The sequence below is a fragment of the Pantoea sp. GM01 genome (genome assembly GCF_000282675.1).
Classification (GTDB): Bacteria; Pseudomonadota; Gammaproteobacteria; order Enterobacterales; family Enterobacteriaceae; genus Pantoea; species Pantoea nemavictus.
Window position 1 is genome coordinate 47835 of sequence record NZ_AKIU01000086.1, and the last position, 17220, is coordinate 65054.

A 17220-nucleotide genomic window follows, 5' to 3' on the forward strand; every position below is an offset into this window, starting at 1 on the left:
GATGATTGAAATTCGTGATGTGCACAAAAGATTCGGTCATGTCGAGGTGCTGAAAGGCGTGAGTTTTAGCGTCAGCGAGGGCGAAGTGGTGTGTTTGATCGGCCCTTCCGGCTCAGGGAAATCGACCATTTTGCGCTGCATTAACGGCCTCGAAACTTATGAAGGCGGCGACATCGACGTGCTGGGTCAGCGCGTCAACAACAAACATAAAAGCATCAATGATCTACGTCGCCAGATTGGCATGGTGTTCCAACGTTTTAACCTGTTCCCCCATCGCAGCGTGTTAGAAAACGTGATGGAAGGCCCGATTCACGTCAACGGCGAACCGCGGCAGGTCGCGGAAAAAAGGGCTAAAGATTTGCTGGCAATGGTTGGGCTTGGCGAGAAGATTAACGCATGGCCGACCCAGCTTTCGGGCGGCCAGCAGCAGCGCGTGGCGATAGCGCGCACGCTGGCGCTGCAGCCCAAAGCCATTCTGTTTGATGAACCGACCTCGGCGCTCGATCCGGAACTGGTGGGTGAAGTGCTGCAGGTTATGCGCAACCTGGCGCGTGAAGGCATGACGATGATTGTGGTGACACATGAGATGCAATTCGCGCGCGAAGTCGCCGATCGCGTCTGCTTCCTGCACAGCGGGCAAATTGTCGAGCAAGGTCCCGCCGATCAGATTTTGCTCAAACCTCAAGAGCCACGCACGCAAGATTTCCTGCGCCGCGTGCTGGGCAACGTGGTGTCGACGACCTGCGCCTGCTGCCAGCAGGCGGTTTAATCCGCCGCGAAAGTTTCTGCCAAAGCCGTGCTGATAAGCGCATGAATCGGTTATTTGCGCGGCAATTCATTACATCCTGTATTTCGCGAACGCTTTAATCTTGAACTCATTAATTATTGCTCGCACAAATTGTAGCGGCGCGATTTATCGCGCGCATTAATGACGGCTCTATGCCCATCGAGGCATTGCGCAATAAATTGCGCCGCTACGAAATGTGCGGTTGGTATAGTTCTTAATTAGCAAGGGAAAACATGAAAGTACAAAAAATCACCCAACCGGCAGCCATTGAAGTTATGGAGCCATGGGGCAGCGTGGCAGGTTTGCCGGGTAGCGGCAGCATTGCATTATCCGGCATACAAAAAGTGATTCCCGGAAAAGAAGATATCGACACCGGCATCTTCGAATGCGGCGTAGGTTCCTATCGTCGCGCGGTAAAACAGGCTGAAATCATGCACTTTCTTAATGGCAACGGCTCATTTACGCCGGATGGCGAAGAGACGCTCTATTTCCAGCCCGGCGATTCGTTGTTCTTTGAAGCCAATACCGAAGGCACCTGGATAATTGAAAACACCATGCGCAAACTGTATGTGATTTTCGACGCCAGCTAATTGGTGCGCTGCTTTTTAAATATCTAATGTTGCCTGGTGCGCATCAATGCGCACCCTACAGAATCCCGCCTTACTTTGACCCGCCTGTTTCGTAAATTTTTGTCTTCACACTGGCATTTTGCACAAAAATGACTCATATAGATAGCATCAGCTATCTTTTATAGCATTGGCTATATTCCTCTGGAGATGATCATGTTTGCTCAACGCCTTGTGCCTGCCGTCGTCATGCTGCTGTCACTTAGCTCGCTGTTGCCCTTTGCGGCATCAGCGGCAGAAAAACTCAAAGTGGTGACCACTTTCACGGTGATTGCGGATATGGCAAAAAACGTGGCGGGTGATGCCGCCGAGGTGACCTCAATTACCAAAACCGGCGCCGAAATCCATGAATATCAACCCACGCCGGGTGATATTCGTCGCGCGCAGGGCGCTAATCTGATTCTGGTGAACGGCTTTAATCTTGAGCTGTGGTTTAGCCGCTTTTACCAGCGTCTGAACGATGTGCCGCAGGTTACCGTGACGCAAGGCATTGAACCGATGGGCATTTCCGAAGGCCCGTATAACGGCAAGCCTAATCCGCACGCATGGATGTCGCCTGATAACGCTCTGATTTATGTCGATAACATTCGCAAAGCGCTGCAGCAATATGATCCTGACAATGCCGCGATTTATCAGGCCAACGCCGATCGCTATAAAGCGCAGATCCAGCAAACCATTGCCCCGATGCGCGAAGCTATCGATAAACTTCCGGCAGATAAACGCTGGCTGGTCACTAGCGAAGGCGCTTTCTCGTATCTGGCGCGTGATTTCGGCTTAAAAGAGCTTTATCTATGGCCGATCAACGCCGATCAGCAAGGTACGCCGCAGCAGGTGCGTAAAGTGATCGATGCGGTGCGCACCCATCAAATTCCGGTGATTTTCAGTGAAAGCACTATTTCGGCTAAACCGGCGCAGCAGGTGGCGCGCGAAGCCGGTATTCATTACGGCGGCGTGTTGTATGTGGATTCGCTGAGCAATAGCGATGGCCCGGTACCGACCTATCTCGATCTGCTGCGCGTCACCACCGCAACCGTGGTGCAAGGCATTACCGAAGGAAGCCAGAAATGAGCAGAATCGAAGTCAATGCCGCCGCAGGATTGAGCGTGGAAAACGTCGGCGTCACCTACCGCAACGGCCACACCGCGCTACGTAAAGCCTCATTTAGCGTGCCCGCCGGCAGCATCACCGCGCTAATTGGCGTCAACGGTTCCGGAAAATCTACGCTGTTCAAGGCGATCATGGGATTTGTCCCGCTCTCTTCCGGGGCGGTGACGCTGGCCGGAATGCCGGCCAATAAGGCGTTGAAACACAATATCGTCTCCTATGTGCCGCAATCTGAGGAGGTCGACTGGAGCTTTCCGGTGCTGGTGGAAGATGTGGTGATGATGGGTCGCTACGGCTATATGGGCATGCTGCGCATTCCGCGCGCGGCCGATAAACAGAGCGTTGATCAGGCGCTGGAACGTGTCGGGATGAGCGCTTATCGCCATCGACAGATTGGCGAGTTGTCCGGCGGGCAGAAAAAGCGCGTTTTCCTGGCGCGCGCGCTTGCGCAAAGTGGCCAGATTATCCTGCTGGATGAGCCCTTTACCGGCGTGGATGTCAAAACTGAAGCCGCGATCATCGCCCTGCTGAAAGAGCTGCGTGACGAAGGCCGCACCATGCTGGTCTCTACGCACGATCTCAATGCCATTCCGGATTTCTGCGACCGCTGCGTGCTGGTGAAAAATACCGTGCTGGCGAGTGGCTTGCTGCATGAGACGTTCACCGCGGACAACCTGGCGCAAACCTTTGATGGCGCGCTGCTCGAGCGTAACGCGGTATTAATGCAGCTGATGAAAGACAAAAATCCGCAGCGGGGGGCTAACCATGTCGTGGATTATTGAGCCGTTCGGCTATCAATACATGCTGAATGCGATGTGGATCGCCGCGCTGGTCGGGGCGATTTGCGCTTTCCTCTCCTGTTTCCTGATGCTAAAAGGCTGGTCATTGATTGGCGATGCGCTGTCACACTCGATTGTGCCCGGCGTAGCAGGCGCCTATATGCTTGGACTGCCCTTTGCCCTTGGCGCATTCCTCTCCGGCGGCCTGGCGGCGGGCAGCATGCTTTTTCTTAATCAGCGCACGCGCTTGAAAGAAGATGCGATTATTGGCCTGATCTTCTCGTCATTTTTCGGCATCGGGCTATTTATGGTGTCGCTCAATCCCACCTCGGTGAATATTCAAACCATCGTACTGGGCAATATTTTATCGGTCGCGCCTGCCGATATCTGGCAGCTCGGCGCCATTGGTTTTATCACCCTCGGCATTCTGCTGGTGAAGTGGAAAGACCTGATGGTGACTTTCTTCGACGAAAGTCACGCGCGCTCGCTGGGTTTAAATACGCTGCGGCTAAAAATCCTGTTCTTTACCCTGCTGTCCGCTTCCACCGTTGCTGCGCTGCAAACGGTTGGCGCCTTTATGGTGATTTGTCTGGTGGTGACACCGGGCGCTACCGCCTATTTGCTGACGGACCGTTTTCCGCGCCTGTTGCTGATTGCCGTCACCATCGGCAGCGTCACCAGTTTTCTCGGCGCCTGGAGCAGCTACTTTCTTGACGGTGCCACCGGCGGCGTGATTGTGGTGGCGCAGACGCTGGTGTTTTTAGTGGCGTTTGTGTTTGCCCCGAAACATGGCGTGCTGGCTGCGCGTCGTCGCGCACGTCTAACCATGGAGGATGGCGTCAATGAGTGAATTATTGCTGAGCCCCTTCCAGTTCGAGTTTATGAACATGGCGCTGATCACCACGTTGGTGCTGTCGCTGCCGTGCGCGATGCTGTCGGCCTTTCTGGTGCTTAAAGGCTGGTCGTTGCTGGGTGATGCGATGAGCCACGCGGTGTTTCCCGGCGTAGTGATCGCCTGGCTGATTGGTTTGCCCTACGCTATCGGCGCCTTTATCGCCGGAATGGTGTGCGCCGTCGCCACCGGCTATATCAGCGAAAATAGCCGCATCAAACCCGATACGGTAATGGGAATTGTCTTCTCGGGCATGTTTGGCGCAGGTTTGGTGCTGTACCTGAAGCTGCAACCTGAAGTGCATCTCGACCACATTTTGTTCGGCGATATGTTGGGCATCAGCCTGGCGGATATCATTCAGACCGCGGTGATCGCTGTGATTGTCAGCGTGCTAATTGGCATGAAATGGCGAGATTTACTGCTGCATGCGTTCGATCCCAATCAGGCGCGCGCCTGCGGCATCAACGGCAAACTGATGCATTACGGCTTGCTGTGTCTGATTTCATTAACCATCGTCGCCGCGTTGAAATCGGTAGGGGTGATTTTGTCGATTTCCATGCTGATTGCGCCAGGCGCCATTGCCTTGCTGTTGGCGCGCCGTTTTCTGCATGTGATGCTGCTAGCGATGGGCATTGCCATGGTGACGGGTTTCAGCGGCGTCTATGCGTCGTTCTTCCTCGATAGCGCACCGGGTCCAACCATCGTGGTGATTTATGCCGCGCTGTTTGTGTTGGCGTTTGTGTTTGTAACGGTGAGAGATCGCCGCACGCAGCAGGTTCATGGCTGATTGCGCAGCGTCTCCTTCCTCCGCTTACGTAGGAAGGTCGTAATGGGGGCCGCGAGCACATTTTGTGTTGCTTAAAGGGCAGCGCCACGTTGCCGAAATACGATTACGCACTCCTTTACGCAAATGGTAGCCTTAATGTTTTGTTGGCCAGATATCACCTACGATTAAGGAACATGATGAGCATCGTCAATCCCGCTGGGCTCAAGGCACGCAGCTATTACAATCACGTAAAAATCCGACCGGGCACGCCGGTCTTTCCCACGGGCCAGGTAGCGTGGGATGAAAACGGTGACGTGGTTGGCATTGGTGATATGAAAAAACAGGTCGAGCAGGTTTATGCCAACATCGATCGATTACTGGAAGGATTGGGCGCACAGCGCGACTGGATTGTGCGCACGACCACCTATGTGACCGACCTTGCACTCGTCCCGGAAATTCATCCGATACGCCAGCAATTTTTCACCGGACTGGAATTGCCCGCCAGTACGCTATTCCAGATTGCCGCGCTGGCAGAACCCGAGCTCATGCTGGAAATTGATGTGGTTATTATGCTGCCGCTGTGAATACAGGTTGCTGATTAATTTAGCGGGTCGCCACGTATAGCGACCCTACAAGCGTTGCAGCGTTGATGAGATGATAAAATACGACCGATTGAACAGTGGGCGCGGCCTGGCGCCCTCTTCTTACTACCGCACGATATCCACCAACTGATGAAATTCCCGATCGTAATAGACTAACGGCGCGACATTACTGCGCGGATGCCGTACTTCGGTTACTTCACCCAAAAAAATCGCGTGCGTCTGCCAGTCAACGGTTTGCGCCAGCCGACACTCAAATGTCACCAGTGAATCCGCGCACACTGGCGCACCATTCGCGCCAGTGTGCCATTGGCCGCTATTAAAGCGCTCATGTCGGCGGGCAGAGCTGCTGAACATCTCCACCAGCGCTAGCGCATCCGCAGCTAATACGTTGACACAAAACTGCCCGCTCTCAATGAGCATCGCAAACATCGATGCGTTGCGATTAACGCATACCAGCAAAGTAGGCGGTTCCGCACTTAAGGAGGTGACCGCCGTGGCGATCATGCCGCCGGGCTGCCCCTGATGATTTACGGTAATTAAACATACGCCTGCCGCCAGTTGGCGCATACCACCGCGATAAGCATCGGCAAGGGGAATGGCATGCTCTGTCATGATTGGCTCTCGCGCATGATACGGCCCTCAATGGGATGATGCGGATCGCCTGGGCCGAGGCTAGAACCTTTACCCGGCGATACCAGCCGATCGCAGAAGCGTTCATCCTCCACTGTCCACGGACAATCCAGCGCGGCAATCCCCTCACGCCACTGCTCAAAGGTACGCGGTCCGATCAATGTGCTGGTGACCAGCTGATTACGCATCACCCACATCTGCGCCACGTGCGCCGGTTGGCGTCCGCTGCTCTCGGCATAGGCCGCCAGCTCACTCGCTACTTTGAGTGATTCCGGGCGCCATTCCGCTTCCATCATGCGCGGATCGGCTCGTCCAGCGCGACTATCACTCTCAGGAGCCGTATCCACGCGATACTTTCCGGTCAGGATACCGCGCGCTAACGGGCTGTAGCACACGGCTGCTGCGCCGAAGTAAGCCGCTGACGGTAAAATTTCCACCTCGGCTTCGCGGTTAGCAAGGTTATATAACGGCTGCGTCGCTATTGGCCCGGCAATGCCAGCCTCGCGCGCCAGGCGCACGGTTTCCGCTAAACGCCAGGCTTTAAAGTTTGAGACGGCAAAGTAGCCGATTTTTCCCTCACGAATCAGGTCGGCAAACGCCAACACCATCTCCTCCAATGGCGCAGCGAAATCCGCTTTATGCATATACAGCACATCAATGTAATCCGTACCGAGGCGCGTCAGCGATGCGTGCGTCGCCTCGCGAATCCACTTGCGCGACATGCCCCGCTGATTCGGACCATCGCCCATTGGATTGCCAACCTTGGTGGCCAGTACCCAATTATCGCGATCGTCAGCAATCGCACGACCAACCACCCGCTCGGATTCACCTTTGTTGTACATATCGGCGGTATCGATGAAGTTCACGCCGCTGTCACGGGCGTCGGCGATGATGCGCTTTGACGTCATTTCGTCGGTGGCGCCGCCGAACATCATGGTGCCAAGACAAATTTCAGAAACCTTGAGCCCGCTGCGCCCGAGATATCGGTATTGCATGTACACATCCTCTCTATTTGATCGCGATAAAGGACAACCCAACAACTAGCCGGGAATTACCGCGGTAGTGGCGATCTCAATCAGAAACTCGGGACGCACCATTTCAAGTTTCACGCAGAAACGCGCCGGCAGCAGTGCCGGGAAATAGGTCACGTAGATTTCATTGAATTTGTGATAATCGTCGAGATCGCGCAGGAAGATCTGGTTCATCACCGCATGATCCATGCTGCTGCCCGCCGCTTCCAGTACCACTTTGATGCTGTCGAGCACGCGCCGCGTCTGCACTTCGATATCGCCGATGCCCACAATGCTGCCATCAACCGGATCGGTGGATAGCATCCCCGCGACGTAGACATGATTACCCGCTTTAACGCCCCAATTAAGGTGATTAAGGCCGGTGGCCGTTTTTCCGATGATCCAACCTTGTGGATTAATTGCCTGATTCATCTACATCTCCCGATAATAGTTAAGGGTTAACGTCCTGAATGACGTAAGAAAGGCCGGCCTAAATCGCCCGGTGCGGCACCAGCTTTGCCCATCATGATCCAGGCAATGAGCGCGACGACAAACGGCATCGCCATCAGTAACGCGGGCGCAATGTTCACGCCAAGGTATTGGCCCTGAAACTGCAATGCCTCCAGCAATCCGAGTAACGTGGCGACGATCAATACGCGCAACGGCATCCAGCGGGCAAAGATGGTGATGGCAATTGCCAGATAGCCGCGTCCCGCGGTCATGTTGTCAACGAAGGTGCCGCCTGAGGCGACAATACACAGGTACGCGCCGCCCAACCCCGCCATCAGGCCGGTGAAAAGCGTAGCGCTGAAACGAATTCGCAGCACGGAATGCCCGGCGGCATCGGCCGCTAATGCATTCTCACCCACCGCACGCAGCAGCAATCCGACGCGGGTGAAGCGCAGCACGCCCCACAAAACAATGGCGATCACGACCGCCAGATAAAACACTGGGCTTTGGGAAAACAGCGCGCGTCCCACTACCGGCAAATCCGCCAGGATTGGCAGCTTGAGTATCGAAACCGAACGCATCGATCCGGCTGCAGGCGCACCACTCAGCCATAGCTGCCGAATCAGCGAGGTCGCGCCAATGGCGAACAGGTTAAAACCGATGCCCATCACGATTTGGTTAGCGCGTGCCAGCACGGTACCTAACGCCAGCAGCAGCGCGGCGAGTAAACCACCCAGCATGCCCGCGCCAAGCGCCAGCAGCGGCGAACCGGTTAAAGCCAGCCCTAGCGCCGAGGTAGAAGCACCGAAGAGCATTAAGCCTTCCAGCCCAATGGTGAAAACCCCCGCACGTTCAGAAACGGTTTCTCCTAGCGCCGCCAGCAACACCGGCACGCACAGGCGCAACCCACCCGCAAGAAACATCGCCAGAGTTACAGTGTTGAATTCCATACCGGCCTCCCTTTCACCAGCATTAAGCCGCTTAAAACCGCCAGAATCAGAATCGGCATACCGCCCAGAACATCGGCTATTGCCGCAGGAATCGAAAAGGTAGTTTGTAGTGCCAGCGCAGCACTGTTAACCGCACCAAAGTAGAGTGAGACGATTACCGCCCCAAACGGTTGCAGTCCGGCGAGAAATGACACCGCCAGTCCTTCAAAACCTAACCCCGATGAGAAGCCGTCGATCAGGCGATACTGCACGCCGAGCACTTCAAAGGTGCCCGCCAGGCCGCTGATGGCACCAGAAATTGCCATGCTGGAGAGCACGGTTTTAGCGGCAGATTGTCCCTGTAAGCGCACAAAGCGTGGACTTTGCCCACTGGCGCGCAGTTTTAAACCGAAGGCGCTATGGTTGAGCATCACCCACACTGCCACGGCGATCAGCAGCGCCAGAAACACGCCCGCATGCAGTCGCGTGCCCTCAATCACCTGCTGAAATACGCCATCGGCCGGAAGCTGCGCTGACATATTGAAATTTGAGTTCACCGGGCGCATCGGTCCCTGCACCAGATACTTCAGCAAATAGATGGCGATAAAATTCATCATCAACGTAACGATGATTTCATCGATGCCACGCCACACTTTCAGCAGTGCCGGGATCGCGCCCCAGATAGCACCACACAAAGCACCGCTGATAATTGCCAGTGGCAGCAGCGCCGCCCCCACATCACCGAAGGCGAGAAACGGCAACATCGCGCCAATCGCTCCCATCTGCAGCTGCCCTTCGCCGCCGAGATTAAACATGCCGCCACGAATGGCGATCAGTGCGCCGAGCGCCACCAGCAGGCGTGGCGTCATAAACACCAGCGTGTCCGAAAATGCACGGATATTACCGAATGCGCCGTCAATGGCGGTGGACAGCGCCGCATGCATCGGCACGCCCATGCCAGCGATGAGGGCCAAGCCCACCCCTAGCGAGCCGACAAAAGCACTGAGTGTGATCCACAACGATCGTGACGCGCTGAGCTGTGCTAGCACGCGGCGCAAGGAAGCGCTGGTTTGTGCCAGCGTGGTGACGGAATCAGACATGCACACCTCCAGTCATCTGCGCACTGTGACCCGATGTCATCAAGGTGCCAATTCGTTCCATATTCATCTCATCACCCACTACAGTGCCGGTAATACGTCCACCGTTCATCACAACGATGCGGTCCGATACGCGAATTAATTCTTCAATGTTTGAGGAGATAATCATGACCGCGGTGCCCGCATCTGCCGCATCAGCGAGGCGCGTGAGCACCGCTTCCGCTGCCGCCATATCAAGACCGCGCGTCGGTTGATACACCACGATAATTGACGCCGCCTGCGCCAGTGCGCGCGCCACCACGATCTTTTGCTGATTGCCGCCCGACAGCGAGCGCGCCGGGCTGGCATGGGAATGGGTGCGAATATCGGCGTGTTCGATCATCTCGATGGCGCGCCGGGCAATCGCCGGATGATCAAGCAACCCCATGCGGCGATAGGCGCCACGCATAATGTCGGGATAGAGCAAGTTGTGTGAAACTGGCAAATCAAGCGACAACCCTTCGTGATGACGATCTTGCGGCACCAGCGCCAGGGTGACGTTGTCACTTAAGCGCGCGACGTCACCGCTGTCCGGCTGCAGTTCACCCGCCAGCAAGGCAAACAGCTCGCTCTGCCCGTTACCCTCCACGCCCGCGACACCGATCACCTCGCGCGATGCCAGCGTTAAGTTGATGTCATGCAAACCTGGAGAGCCGCTGCCAGGACGCACCTGAATGTTGTTTAGACGCAACTGCCCGGCTCCGCTACTGCGCTGTAAACCCAGTCGCGTGCCGCTGCTGACCGCGCGCCCAACGATTTTCTCCACCAGTTCATCCGGCGAACAGCCAGCGCTTACTCCGGTGCCGTTGGTTTTACCGCGACGCAAAATGGTGTAGCGATCGGTATTTGCCAGCACTTCATCGACGTTATGCGTGACCACCGCCACCGCCGTGCCGCTGGCACAGATGCGGCGCAGTGTTGCGTACAATGCAGCGATCTCTGTGGGGGTGAGAATGGTGGAAGGCTCATCCAGCAGCAGCACGCGCGTGTCATTGACCAGCGCTTTGAGAATCTCAACCCGCTGCTGCAACGCCAGCGGCAAGTGAGCGACCCGCGCTGCCGGATCGAGATCAACGCCGTAGTGCTGCATAAAGGCACGGATGTCAGCATGACGGCGAAACGCTTTGCGCCGATCGCCACGTGCCACCAGCGCGAGGTTCTCTGCGACGCTGAAGGGTGCCACCAGTTTGAAATGCTGATGCACCATGCCAATGCCATTGGCGATGGCATCGGCTGGTCGTCGGTGAATCACCTGACGTCCGCTCATCAGAACTCCGCCTTCCGTTGGCTCATGCACGCCATACAGAATGTTCATCAATGTCGATTTGCCCGCGCCGTTTTCACCCAGCAGCGCGTGTATCTCGCCGGGAAAGAGCGACAACGAAACCTTGTCCAGCGCGACAAAGCCGTTGGCATAGCGCTTTGAGACGTGATCGAGTTCGATAAGCGGGCTCGACATGATATCAATCCTCAACCTTGACCTTGCCGGATTTGATGTCGTCCATCACCTTAAACACCTTGTCCTGCACCGCTTTATCCACGTGGGCAAAGGGTTTCGATAGGGTCCAGCCGTTGGTTTTCAGGTTTTCGGTAATGATGCGATTGCCTAACTGATGATCGGCATAATGCTTGCCGATATCGGCGTAGGATTTATCAAAGTTCATCACCGTTGAGGTCATAATCGAGTTAGGAAACGATTTGGCTTGATCGGTATAAGAACCAATAGTCAGCACGCCCTCTTCATCCGCCGCTTGTTGAATCCCGGCATCGGCGGTATCAGCAGAAGGAATAACGAAATCGGCACCGCGCGCGATGGCGCCTGTCGCGATCTCTTTGGCGCGCGCCACGTCAGTAAAGGAGCCAACGTAGGCGGAATCGACCACGACCCTGGGATTAACATAGGCGGCACCTTTCTTGATGAACTGCACGGTGCGTTCTGCCGACGGAATCGGTTCACCGCTGATGACCGCAATATGCCCGCTTTTACTGGCGGAAGCCGCCAGAGCACCGAGCACAAAACCGTATTCATCCCAATCCACTGACCATGCCGAGTAGTTAGGTAGATTATTGGTCGAACCCTCATAGGAATAGAGGACAAACTGGGTGTTCGGGAATGCCGGTGCCACCTCTTTGATCGCCGCGGAATAACCGGATGAGTGCGCAATGATTAGCTTCACGCCGTCAGAGGCGAGCAGGCGTAACACCGATGGCGCTGCTTCGTAAGTGGTATGTTCAAGATAGCTCGGCGCGAAACCCTGTTGCGTGGCCATCGATTTGAATGCGGCATAACCCGCCATATCCCATGAACCTTGGGTGACGGTCTGCGTGAACAGTGCCGCCACGCGTGGTTTGCTCTCATCGGCTTGCACCATGGCGCTGCTGCCCATCGCCGCCGCTACCGCAACAGCCAACATCATTTTCATTTTCATCGCTCGACTCCTGGCAATCCGCATCGCGGAAAAAAGGTGGGTGACTATGTGTTGTTCCCAATCGCCATCAATGACGACACTACACTGCGTTCGCGCGTTGGTATTCGCGTGCGTGGGTGTTGACGCCATGCTGCTCCAGCACTTCCAGCACCTCAGTGCCAACCGTGCGCAAATCATCAATAAAGTCCGGTACTATCACCGTCACACCATCAAGTTGTGCGCCTTTAATAATCGCGGCCAATTTGCTGCCGATGGTTTCAGGCGACCCGACCAACGCGGCGCGTGTCATCGAGTTGCGCCGCTCGCCCTGCGACACAAAACGCTGCGCCATGGTGTTCTGCTTGAAGCTCTTATCGCCGGAGTATTCGCGCGTCTGATTATCCAGCGCGATGGTGTCGACGCCCGCGTCATACAGCGCCACCCGCTCATGTGCTTCAGCATCCGTTGCGCCTGGCACGATGGTGAAAAGCCCGTAGGTTTTGAAGTCCGGTTTGCCCTGCTGCATAGCGAGTTCTTTGGCACGCAGCCCGGTTTTGATGAAGTCGTCGTGATCCGAACCGAGCATAAAGCTGCCGGTACAGTGCTCCATAGTGAACAGAAAACCGCGGTCTGAGGCGCCGGCACAGATAATCGGTGGCGGCAATGCCGGTTTTGGGTTCGACATGCAATCGGTCAGTTGGTAATGCTTGCCGTTATGATCGACGCGATCTTCCGTCCATAACCGCTTCAGCACCGTCAGCCACTCCGCCGCCAGTTCGTAGCGCTCGGCATGATCGAGATCTATCCACAAGCCCATTTGCCCCTGATCGGTAGGATTTGAACCGGAGACGATATTCAGACCAAAACGTCCCTGCGAGATTTGATCCAGCACCGCGCTCATTTTCGCTACCACCGCCGGATGAAACACCATGGTGTGTACCGTGCCCCACACGCCAATACGGCTGGTGGCTTCGGCAATCCCCGCCATGGTTGTCAGGCTTTCCAGCGTCACGTCCCAATGCTGTGAGGGCCCACCGTAGCCGCGCCATTTCGCCATCGACAGCGCAAAATCAAATCCCAGCTGTTCCGCCAGCATCGCCACCTGCTTGTTGTAATCGTATGTGGCTGGTAGCTGCGGGCTGGTGGTAGAGGTAATCCAGCCGCCGTTGCCAACCGGCAGAAAGACGCCGAACTCAACATTTTTCGCGCTAGTCATTTCAACTCCTCGGTTCAATGCACAGGCGAGTGAAGGCTCGCCATAAAGTCGCGGGTAATTTGGTTAAACAGCGGGGTTTCAGTCTCGGAAAAACTGTGGCCACCCTGCGGCACAATTTTCAGCTGCGCGCCGGGGATGTTCTCGGCCAGCAGGCGTGATTGATAGGGCGGCGTCAGAATGTCGTCCTGCGCACACATCACCAGCGTTGGCGTTTGGATCTGTGGCAGCGCGGCGCTGGCATCGTGCGCCATAATTGCGTCGATACGGCTCAGCACCACGTCGCGCGCCGGAAAGCGTGTTGCCGAAGCCAGCAGCGCGGGCGATAAGGTGTCGGCGTTGGCCTTGATATGTTCTGGCGGATAGAGAAAAAGCGCGCTGCCATGCACATACTCTTCCAGTGAGCTACCCAGCAGCAGCGCACGGCGCATACGGAAGCACCAGTTGAAATGCATATCTGACTTGGCCCAGCTGGCGTACTGCACCATGCCCGCCAGCAGCTGCGGCTGACGTGCCGCCAGAATCTGGCCAATCGCGCCGCCGGTAGAGTGTCCGACTAAAATCGGACGATGCAGCTGCAGCGCGGCAATCAACGCCTGCAAATCGTCCACCAGCGTATCGATGCTGTAAGGTCCGGTAGGATGATCGGACTGGCCCGCACCACGTTGATCGTAAGTCACCACGGTAAAGTCATCCGCGAAAGCACTGACCTGTGGTTGCCAGTAAGCGGCGGTTCCGCCGAGTCCGGAGACAAAAATGATCGTCGGTCCCTGTCCCGCAATTTCATAATGGGTGCGAATTCCGTTAGTCATGATGCTCGGCATCGATTTCCCCCTGGTGGATTTTTGCCTGTCTGCAGCGATGACTAATAAGTACCATGCACTTTCCTGCCAGCTGTAATATCGAATGCAGCACGCGGCGTTGCCGCTTTTAGAACGCGCGGGACGTGCAGCACCTCGATCCGGTCGCCAAAAATCGCGACGCTACCAACCGGGTCGATCACTCAATTAAATTCCCGGCACACATGCTTGAGAAATTGATGGGCGGCAAAGGAGAGCGTGCGGTCGCGATGCACACAGATCTCGATGTTGGCCGATTCCATGGCTTCGTTATCAATCGGTATGGCAATCAACCTGTTCTGTTCTATTTCACGTGCGGCTATTTGTTTCGGACCAATGGTTAACGTGCGCCCGGCAATGGCCATCGCTTTGGTCAGTTCGAGATTGTTGGTGTTCACTATCGAACGCGGGTTGAGATGCAGGCTGCGCGTGACTTTGTCGAAAGTTTGCCGCATGCCAAAACTGGACACCGGCAGCGCCACCGGATAAAAACAGATGTCTTCAAGGGTAAGGGATTGGTGCTGGGCAAGCGGATGCTGCGGGGAAACCAGGCACTGAATTGGTGCAGGACAGCGTTTAATCACTTCTATTCCAGGGCGATCGCCCATGTTGAAGACGATGCCAATATCGATCTCATCACGAATGATGGCTTCAATGGTCCGATCGGAAGACTCACTGTTAATGGAGAACTGAATCGCGGGGTAGTTTTCATTAAAGTCAGTCATGATGCGCGGCAAAATAGCCTGCACCACCGCTTCAATCACCCAAATTTTCACTTCGCCTTCGCGCAACCCTTTTAAGTTTTTGATCGACTCGTGAATGCGGTCGAGGTCGCGACACATCTTGCGCGTAAAGCGCTCGAGCATCATGCCTGCCGGGGTCAGGCGAATGCCGGTATTACTACGTTCAAGCAGCATCACGCCAAGCGTATGTTCGAGTAAGGCGATTTGCCGACTAATGGCCGAGGGCGCGACGTGCAGACGATCCGCTGCGCGCCTGATCGATCCGGTGGCAGCGACTTCGTTGAAGTATTTATAGGTGTTGAGGTTCACTTACATCGCCCTGTGTAAAGGATTTATCGCACAAGGTGATGCAAGAGTTATTCCATATCTCGAAACATTACTTACTGGGATTAATTATACTCACGGTGTTTGACTCAATACCCTGTTGCCTAAGCATGTAACCTAAATCATCCACTAAATCAGTAATGATATAAATGCGACTTCCAGGATAATGTATTTGTTGGCTGATTATGTGCTGGCACAACCTTTCCATTCCTCTAACCTCATTATTTACCCCGTCAGTTTCACCCGACATATCGACTAACCCGGGATAGCTCTCCCCTTCATAACTCATAACCTCATGGGCAAAGGTCCAAATTTTAACCTGCCCGCCTTCAGCGGATAAATCCGCCTTCTCGGTAACAAAATCCTGGAATTCCCCATTAAAATAATGGCGCATGCTATGTGATATATCGATATACCATACTTCATTGAGATGCCGTTTAAAGAGGTGCGTTTGTTGTAAAAAATCTTCAAACGCCTGAGTTTCTGTCGTATCTGGTGAGACCTGGGTGAAAAGCATTTGGCGACTGTTATTCACATGACGGTGATTATCAATGTCATCATAATTAACCACCACCACCTGGCCATGTTGCGGACAAACACCGGCAGAATATTTATTGAACACGATATCAATATGCGCATCGGTCAATTCGATACGTTGTTTACATTCGATAATTAACATTGAGTTTTGAGCAGTAACATTTTCATCAGTGGTAAGCACTAAATCGGGATGAATAGCATCATTATCTTGGTTCACATAGCGGGGTTGATAAATCAACTTGTAATCAGAATGCGGATGCGTCGCAAGCGTTGCTGTTTTTCCTAACGCCAGTGGCGAGCGGCCATCTTGCGCGACTTTGAGCTGGAATCCGCAGCGGGATAATTGCTGACAGCTAACAGCAATTATCCAGATTTCATACACTTGCCATCTGAATTTCCAGAAGGGCAATTCAACAAATTCACTGGCAATTTGTAAGATATTTTCATGGCCGAAATGGGTTTGGACTTCAGTTAGTAACTCAGCATAACCAGGATGATTTTTGACAATCTCTTCAATATGGCCATTTTTTTCATGATGTCTATCGCCAATGTAACAATTATTCAACCCCTTAAAGATAGTATAATGTTCATCGCCGTAGATTTTGTTTGCGCGTTTAAGAATTGAAAAAAGCTCTAATGCACTCCAGTCAATGTTATTATCGCGAATATCAATGGAAAGTTTATTGGTAACTTCATGCCCCATCCAATCCATCACATCATTCTTGACCCGCTGCATCTGCTCGTAATCTCCGGGCATCAAGGTTTTGAGTTGTTCAAAATGACGAAATGCTTCTATGGTAAAATCCACGTTACCTCTGTCTGTTTCAACTTGCCATTGAATTAAACCTTCGCCGCTTGCTGTAAGGAAGTTAGAACGTTCACAATAATTAATAATATCGGTATACATTTTAGATAACGGTTCTGCTACAGCAATCAAGGCGCGCAAATATGCTTCGGCAGAAACATGACGCGACTCCAATGCTGAAATGAACTCACCTTCAGGTAAACCCAACCGCTGTTTCATTTTTCGATACAGATCAAGATCGCGAGAATGTTCAGGATGGAAATCAAAATTTTGGTTTTTTAGCAAAAAGCGATGTAGCTCAGCAGCCGAAGTGATCATCGAATGAAGTTCCTTATCATATTAAGTCAAATAATGGGTTAACTATGTGCGAGATTGATTGGCAATAGGCGCGTTAATTCAAGTATGATTCGAATGTAGCGAAAGCGTATATTAAATCCAAGCAGAATTTATTTTACCGACGAAGCTTGAAAGGGATTCGAACGGTTGCCATCCATAGCGTGTTGAACGTCAGTTAAGCAGCGCACTGGCTCCGTGGGGGTTCCGCCCGCTAAGCCTATGGCAGTTTCAGAATGTGTGAAGCAGGCGGCCGGGCTAAGGTCCGAAGGCGCGGACCTTAGCAATCCGCGCCTGCGCCGTCCTC

18 protein-coding genes are annotated in these 17220 nt (G+C 54.2%); 7 read left to right on the forward strand and 11 right to left on the reverse strand.

Annotated elements, in window-relative coordinates; genetic code table 11:
* The first annotated feature begins 1 nt into the window (after position 1).
* From PMI17_RS22175 to PMI17_RS22205, 7 genes are all read left to right on the forward strand, one after another.
* Positions 2-769: an amino acid ABC transporter ATP-binding protein gene (locus PMI17_RS22175; RefSeq protein WP_007893036.1), complete on the forward strand. Its 768-nt coding sequence runs from the start codon at positions 2-4 to the stop codon at positions 767-769.
* 251 nt (positions 770-1020) lie between these two features.
* Complete coding sequence (locus tag PMI17_RS22180; RefSeq protein WP_007893037.1) at positions 1021-1377, forward strand: cupin domain-containing protein; 357 nt, start codon at positions 1021-1023, stop codon at positions 1375-1377.
* Positions 1378-1602: 225 nt separating this feature from the next.
* Positions 1603-2481, forward strand: a complete 879-nt coding sequence (locus PMI17_RS22185; protein ID WP_238344519.1) for a metal ABC transporter substrate-binding protein — start codon at positions 1603-1605, stop codon at positions 2479-2481.
* Positions 2478-3299, forward strand: a complete 822-nt coding sequence (locus tag PMI17_RS22190) for a manganese/iron ABC transporter ATP-binding protein (protein WP_007893039.1) — start codon at positions 2478-2480, stop codon at positions 3297-3299. Before PMI17_RS22185 ends, PMI17_RS22190 begins: the two co-directional genes overlap by 4 nt.
* Positions 3283-4146, forward strand: a complete 864-nt coding sequence (sitC, locus tag PMI17_RS22195; RefSeq protein WP_007893040.1) for an iron/manganese ABC transporter permease subunit SitC — start codon at positions 3283-3285, stop codon at positions 4144-4146. The genes PMI17_RS22190 and sitC overlap by 17 nt, the downstream gene beginning before the upstream one ends.
* Positions 4139-4975, forward strand: a complete 837-nt coding sequence (locus PMI17_RS22200; protein WP_007893041.1) for a metal ABC transporter permease — start codon at positions 4139-4141, stop codon at positions 4973-4975. Before sitC ends, PMI17_RS22200 begins: the two co-directional genes overlap by 8 nt.
* A gap of 176 nt (positions 4976-5151) precedes the next feature.
* The gene (locus tag PMI17_RS22205; RefSeq protein ID WP_007893042.1) at positions 5152-5538 is read left to right on the forward strand and encodes a RidA family protein; all 387 of its coding nucleotides are present in this window, start codon (positions 5152-5154) and stop codon (positions 5536-5538) included.
* Positions 5539-5661: 123 nt separating this feature from the next.
* On the opposite strand, the gene PMI17_RS22210 is transcribed toward PMI17_RS22205, so the two are convergent.
* The 11 genes from PMI17_RS22210 to PMI17_RS22260 form a co-directional block, all read right to left on the reverse strand.
* Positions 5662-6168, reverse strand: a complete 507-nt coding sequence (locus PMI17_RS22210; RefSeq protein WP_007893044.1) for a flavin reductase family protein — start codon at positions 6166-6168, stop codon at positions 5662-5664.
* Positions 6165-7181, reverse strand: coding sequence for an aldo/keto reductase (locus PMI17_RS22215; RefSeq protein WP_007893046.1), 1017 nt, complete (start codon positions 7179-7181; stop codon positions 6165-6167). Before PMI17_RS22215 ends, PMI17_RS22210 begins: the two co-directional genes overlap by 4 nt.
* Positions 7182-7226: 45 nt before the next feature.
* Positions 7227-7628, reverse strand: coding sequence for a Rid family hydrolase (locus PMI17_RS22220; RefSeq protein WP_007893048.1), 402 nt, complete (start codon positions 7626-7628; stop codon positions 7227-7229).
* 26 nt (positions 7629-7654) lie between these two features.
* A complete protein-coding gene (locus PMI17_RS22225; protein WP_007893050.1) occupies positions 7655-8596 on the reverse strand; it encodes an ABC transporter permease in 942 nt (313 codons plus the stop codon).
* Positions 8578-9675 carry an ABC transporter permease gene (locus PMI17_RS22230; protein ID WP_007893052.1) on the reverse strand — a complete coding sequence of 366 codons (1098 nt, stop codon included), beginning with the start codon at positions 9673-9675 and terminating at the stop codon, positions 8578-8580. The genes PMI17_RS22225 and PMI17_RS22230 overlap by 19 nt, the downstream gene beginning before the upstream one ends.
* Positions 9668-11170, reverse strand: a complete 1503-nt coding sequence (locus PMI17_RS22235; RefSeq protein ID WP_007893053.1) for an ABC transporter ATP-binding protein — start codon at positions 11168-11170, stop codon at positions 9668-9670. Before PMI17_RS22235 ends, PMI17_RS22230 begins: the two co-directional genes overlap by 8 nt.
* A gap of 4 nt (positions 11171-11174) precedes the next feature.
* The gene (locus tag PMI17_RS22240; protein WP_007893054.1) at positions 11175-12140 is read right to left on the reverse strand and encodes a BMP family protein; all 966 of its coding nucleotides are present in this window, start codon (positions 12138-12140) and stop codon (positions 11175-11177) included.
* A 79-nt stretch (positions 12141-12219) separates the two neighbouring features.
* Positions 12220-13335: an LLM class flavin-dependent oxidoreductase gene (locus PMI17_RS22245; protein ID WP_007893055.1), complete on the reverse strand. Its 1116-nt coding sequence runs from the start codon at positions 13333-13335 to the stop codon at positions 12220-12222.
* 14 nt (positions 13336-13349) lie between these two features.
* Positions 13350-14156: an alpha/beta fold hydrolase gene (locus tag PMI17_RS22250; protein ID WP_007893056.1), complete on the reverse strand. Its 807-nt coding sequence runs from the start codon at positions 14154-14156 to the stop codon at positions 13350-13352.
* Between the two features lie 179 nt (positions 14157-14335).
* Positions 14336-15223, reverse strand: a complete 888-nt coding sequence (locus tag PMI17_RS22255) for a LysR family transcriptional regulator (protein WP_007893057.1) — start codon at positions 15221-15223, stop codon at positions 14336-14338.
* A gap of 67 nt (positions 15224-15290) precedes the next feature.
* Positions 15291-16898 carry a hypothetical protein gene (locus tag PMI17_RS22260; protein WP_007893058.1) on the reverse strand — a complete coding sequence of 536 codons (1608 nt, stop codon included), beginning with the start codon at positions 16896-16898 and terminating at the stop codon, positions 15291-15293.
* Positions 16899-17220 lie beyond the last annotated feature (322 nt).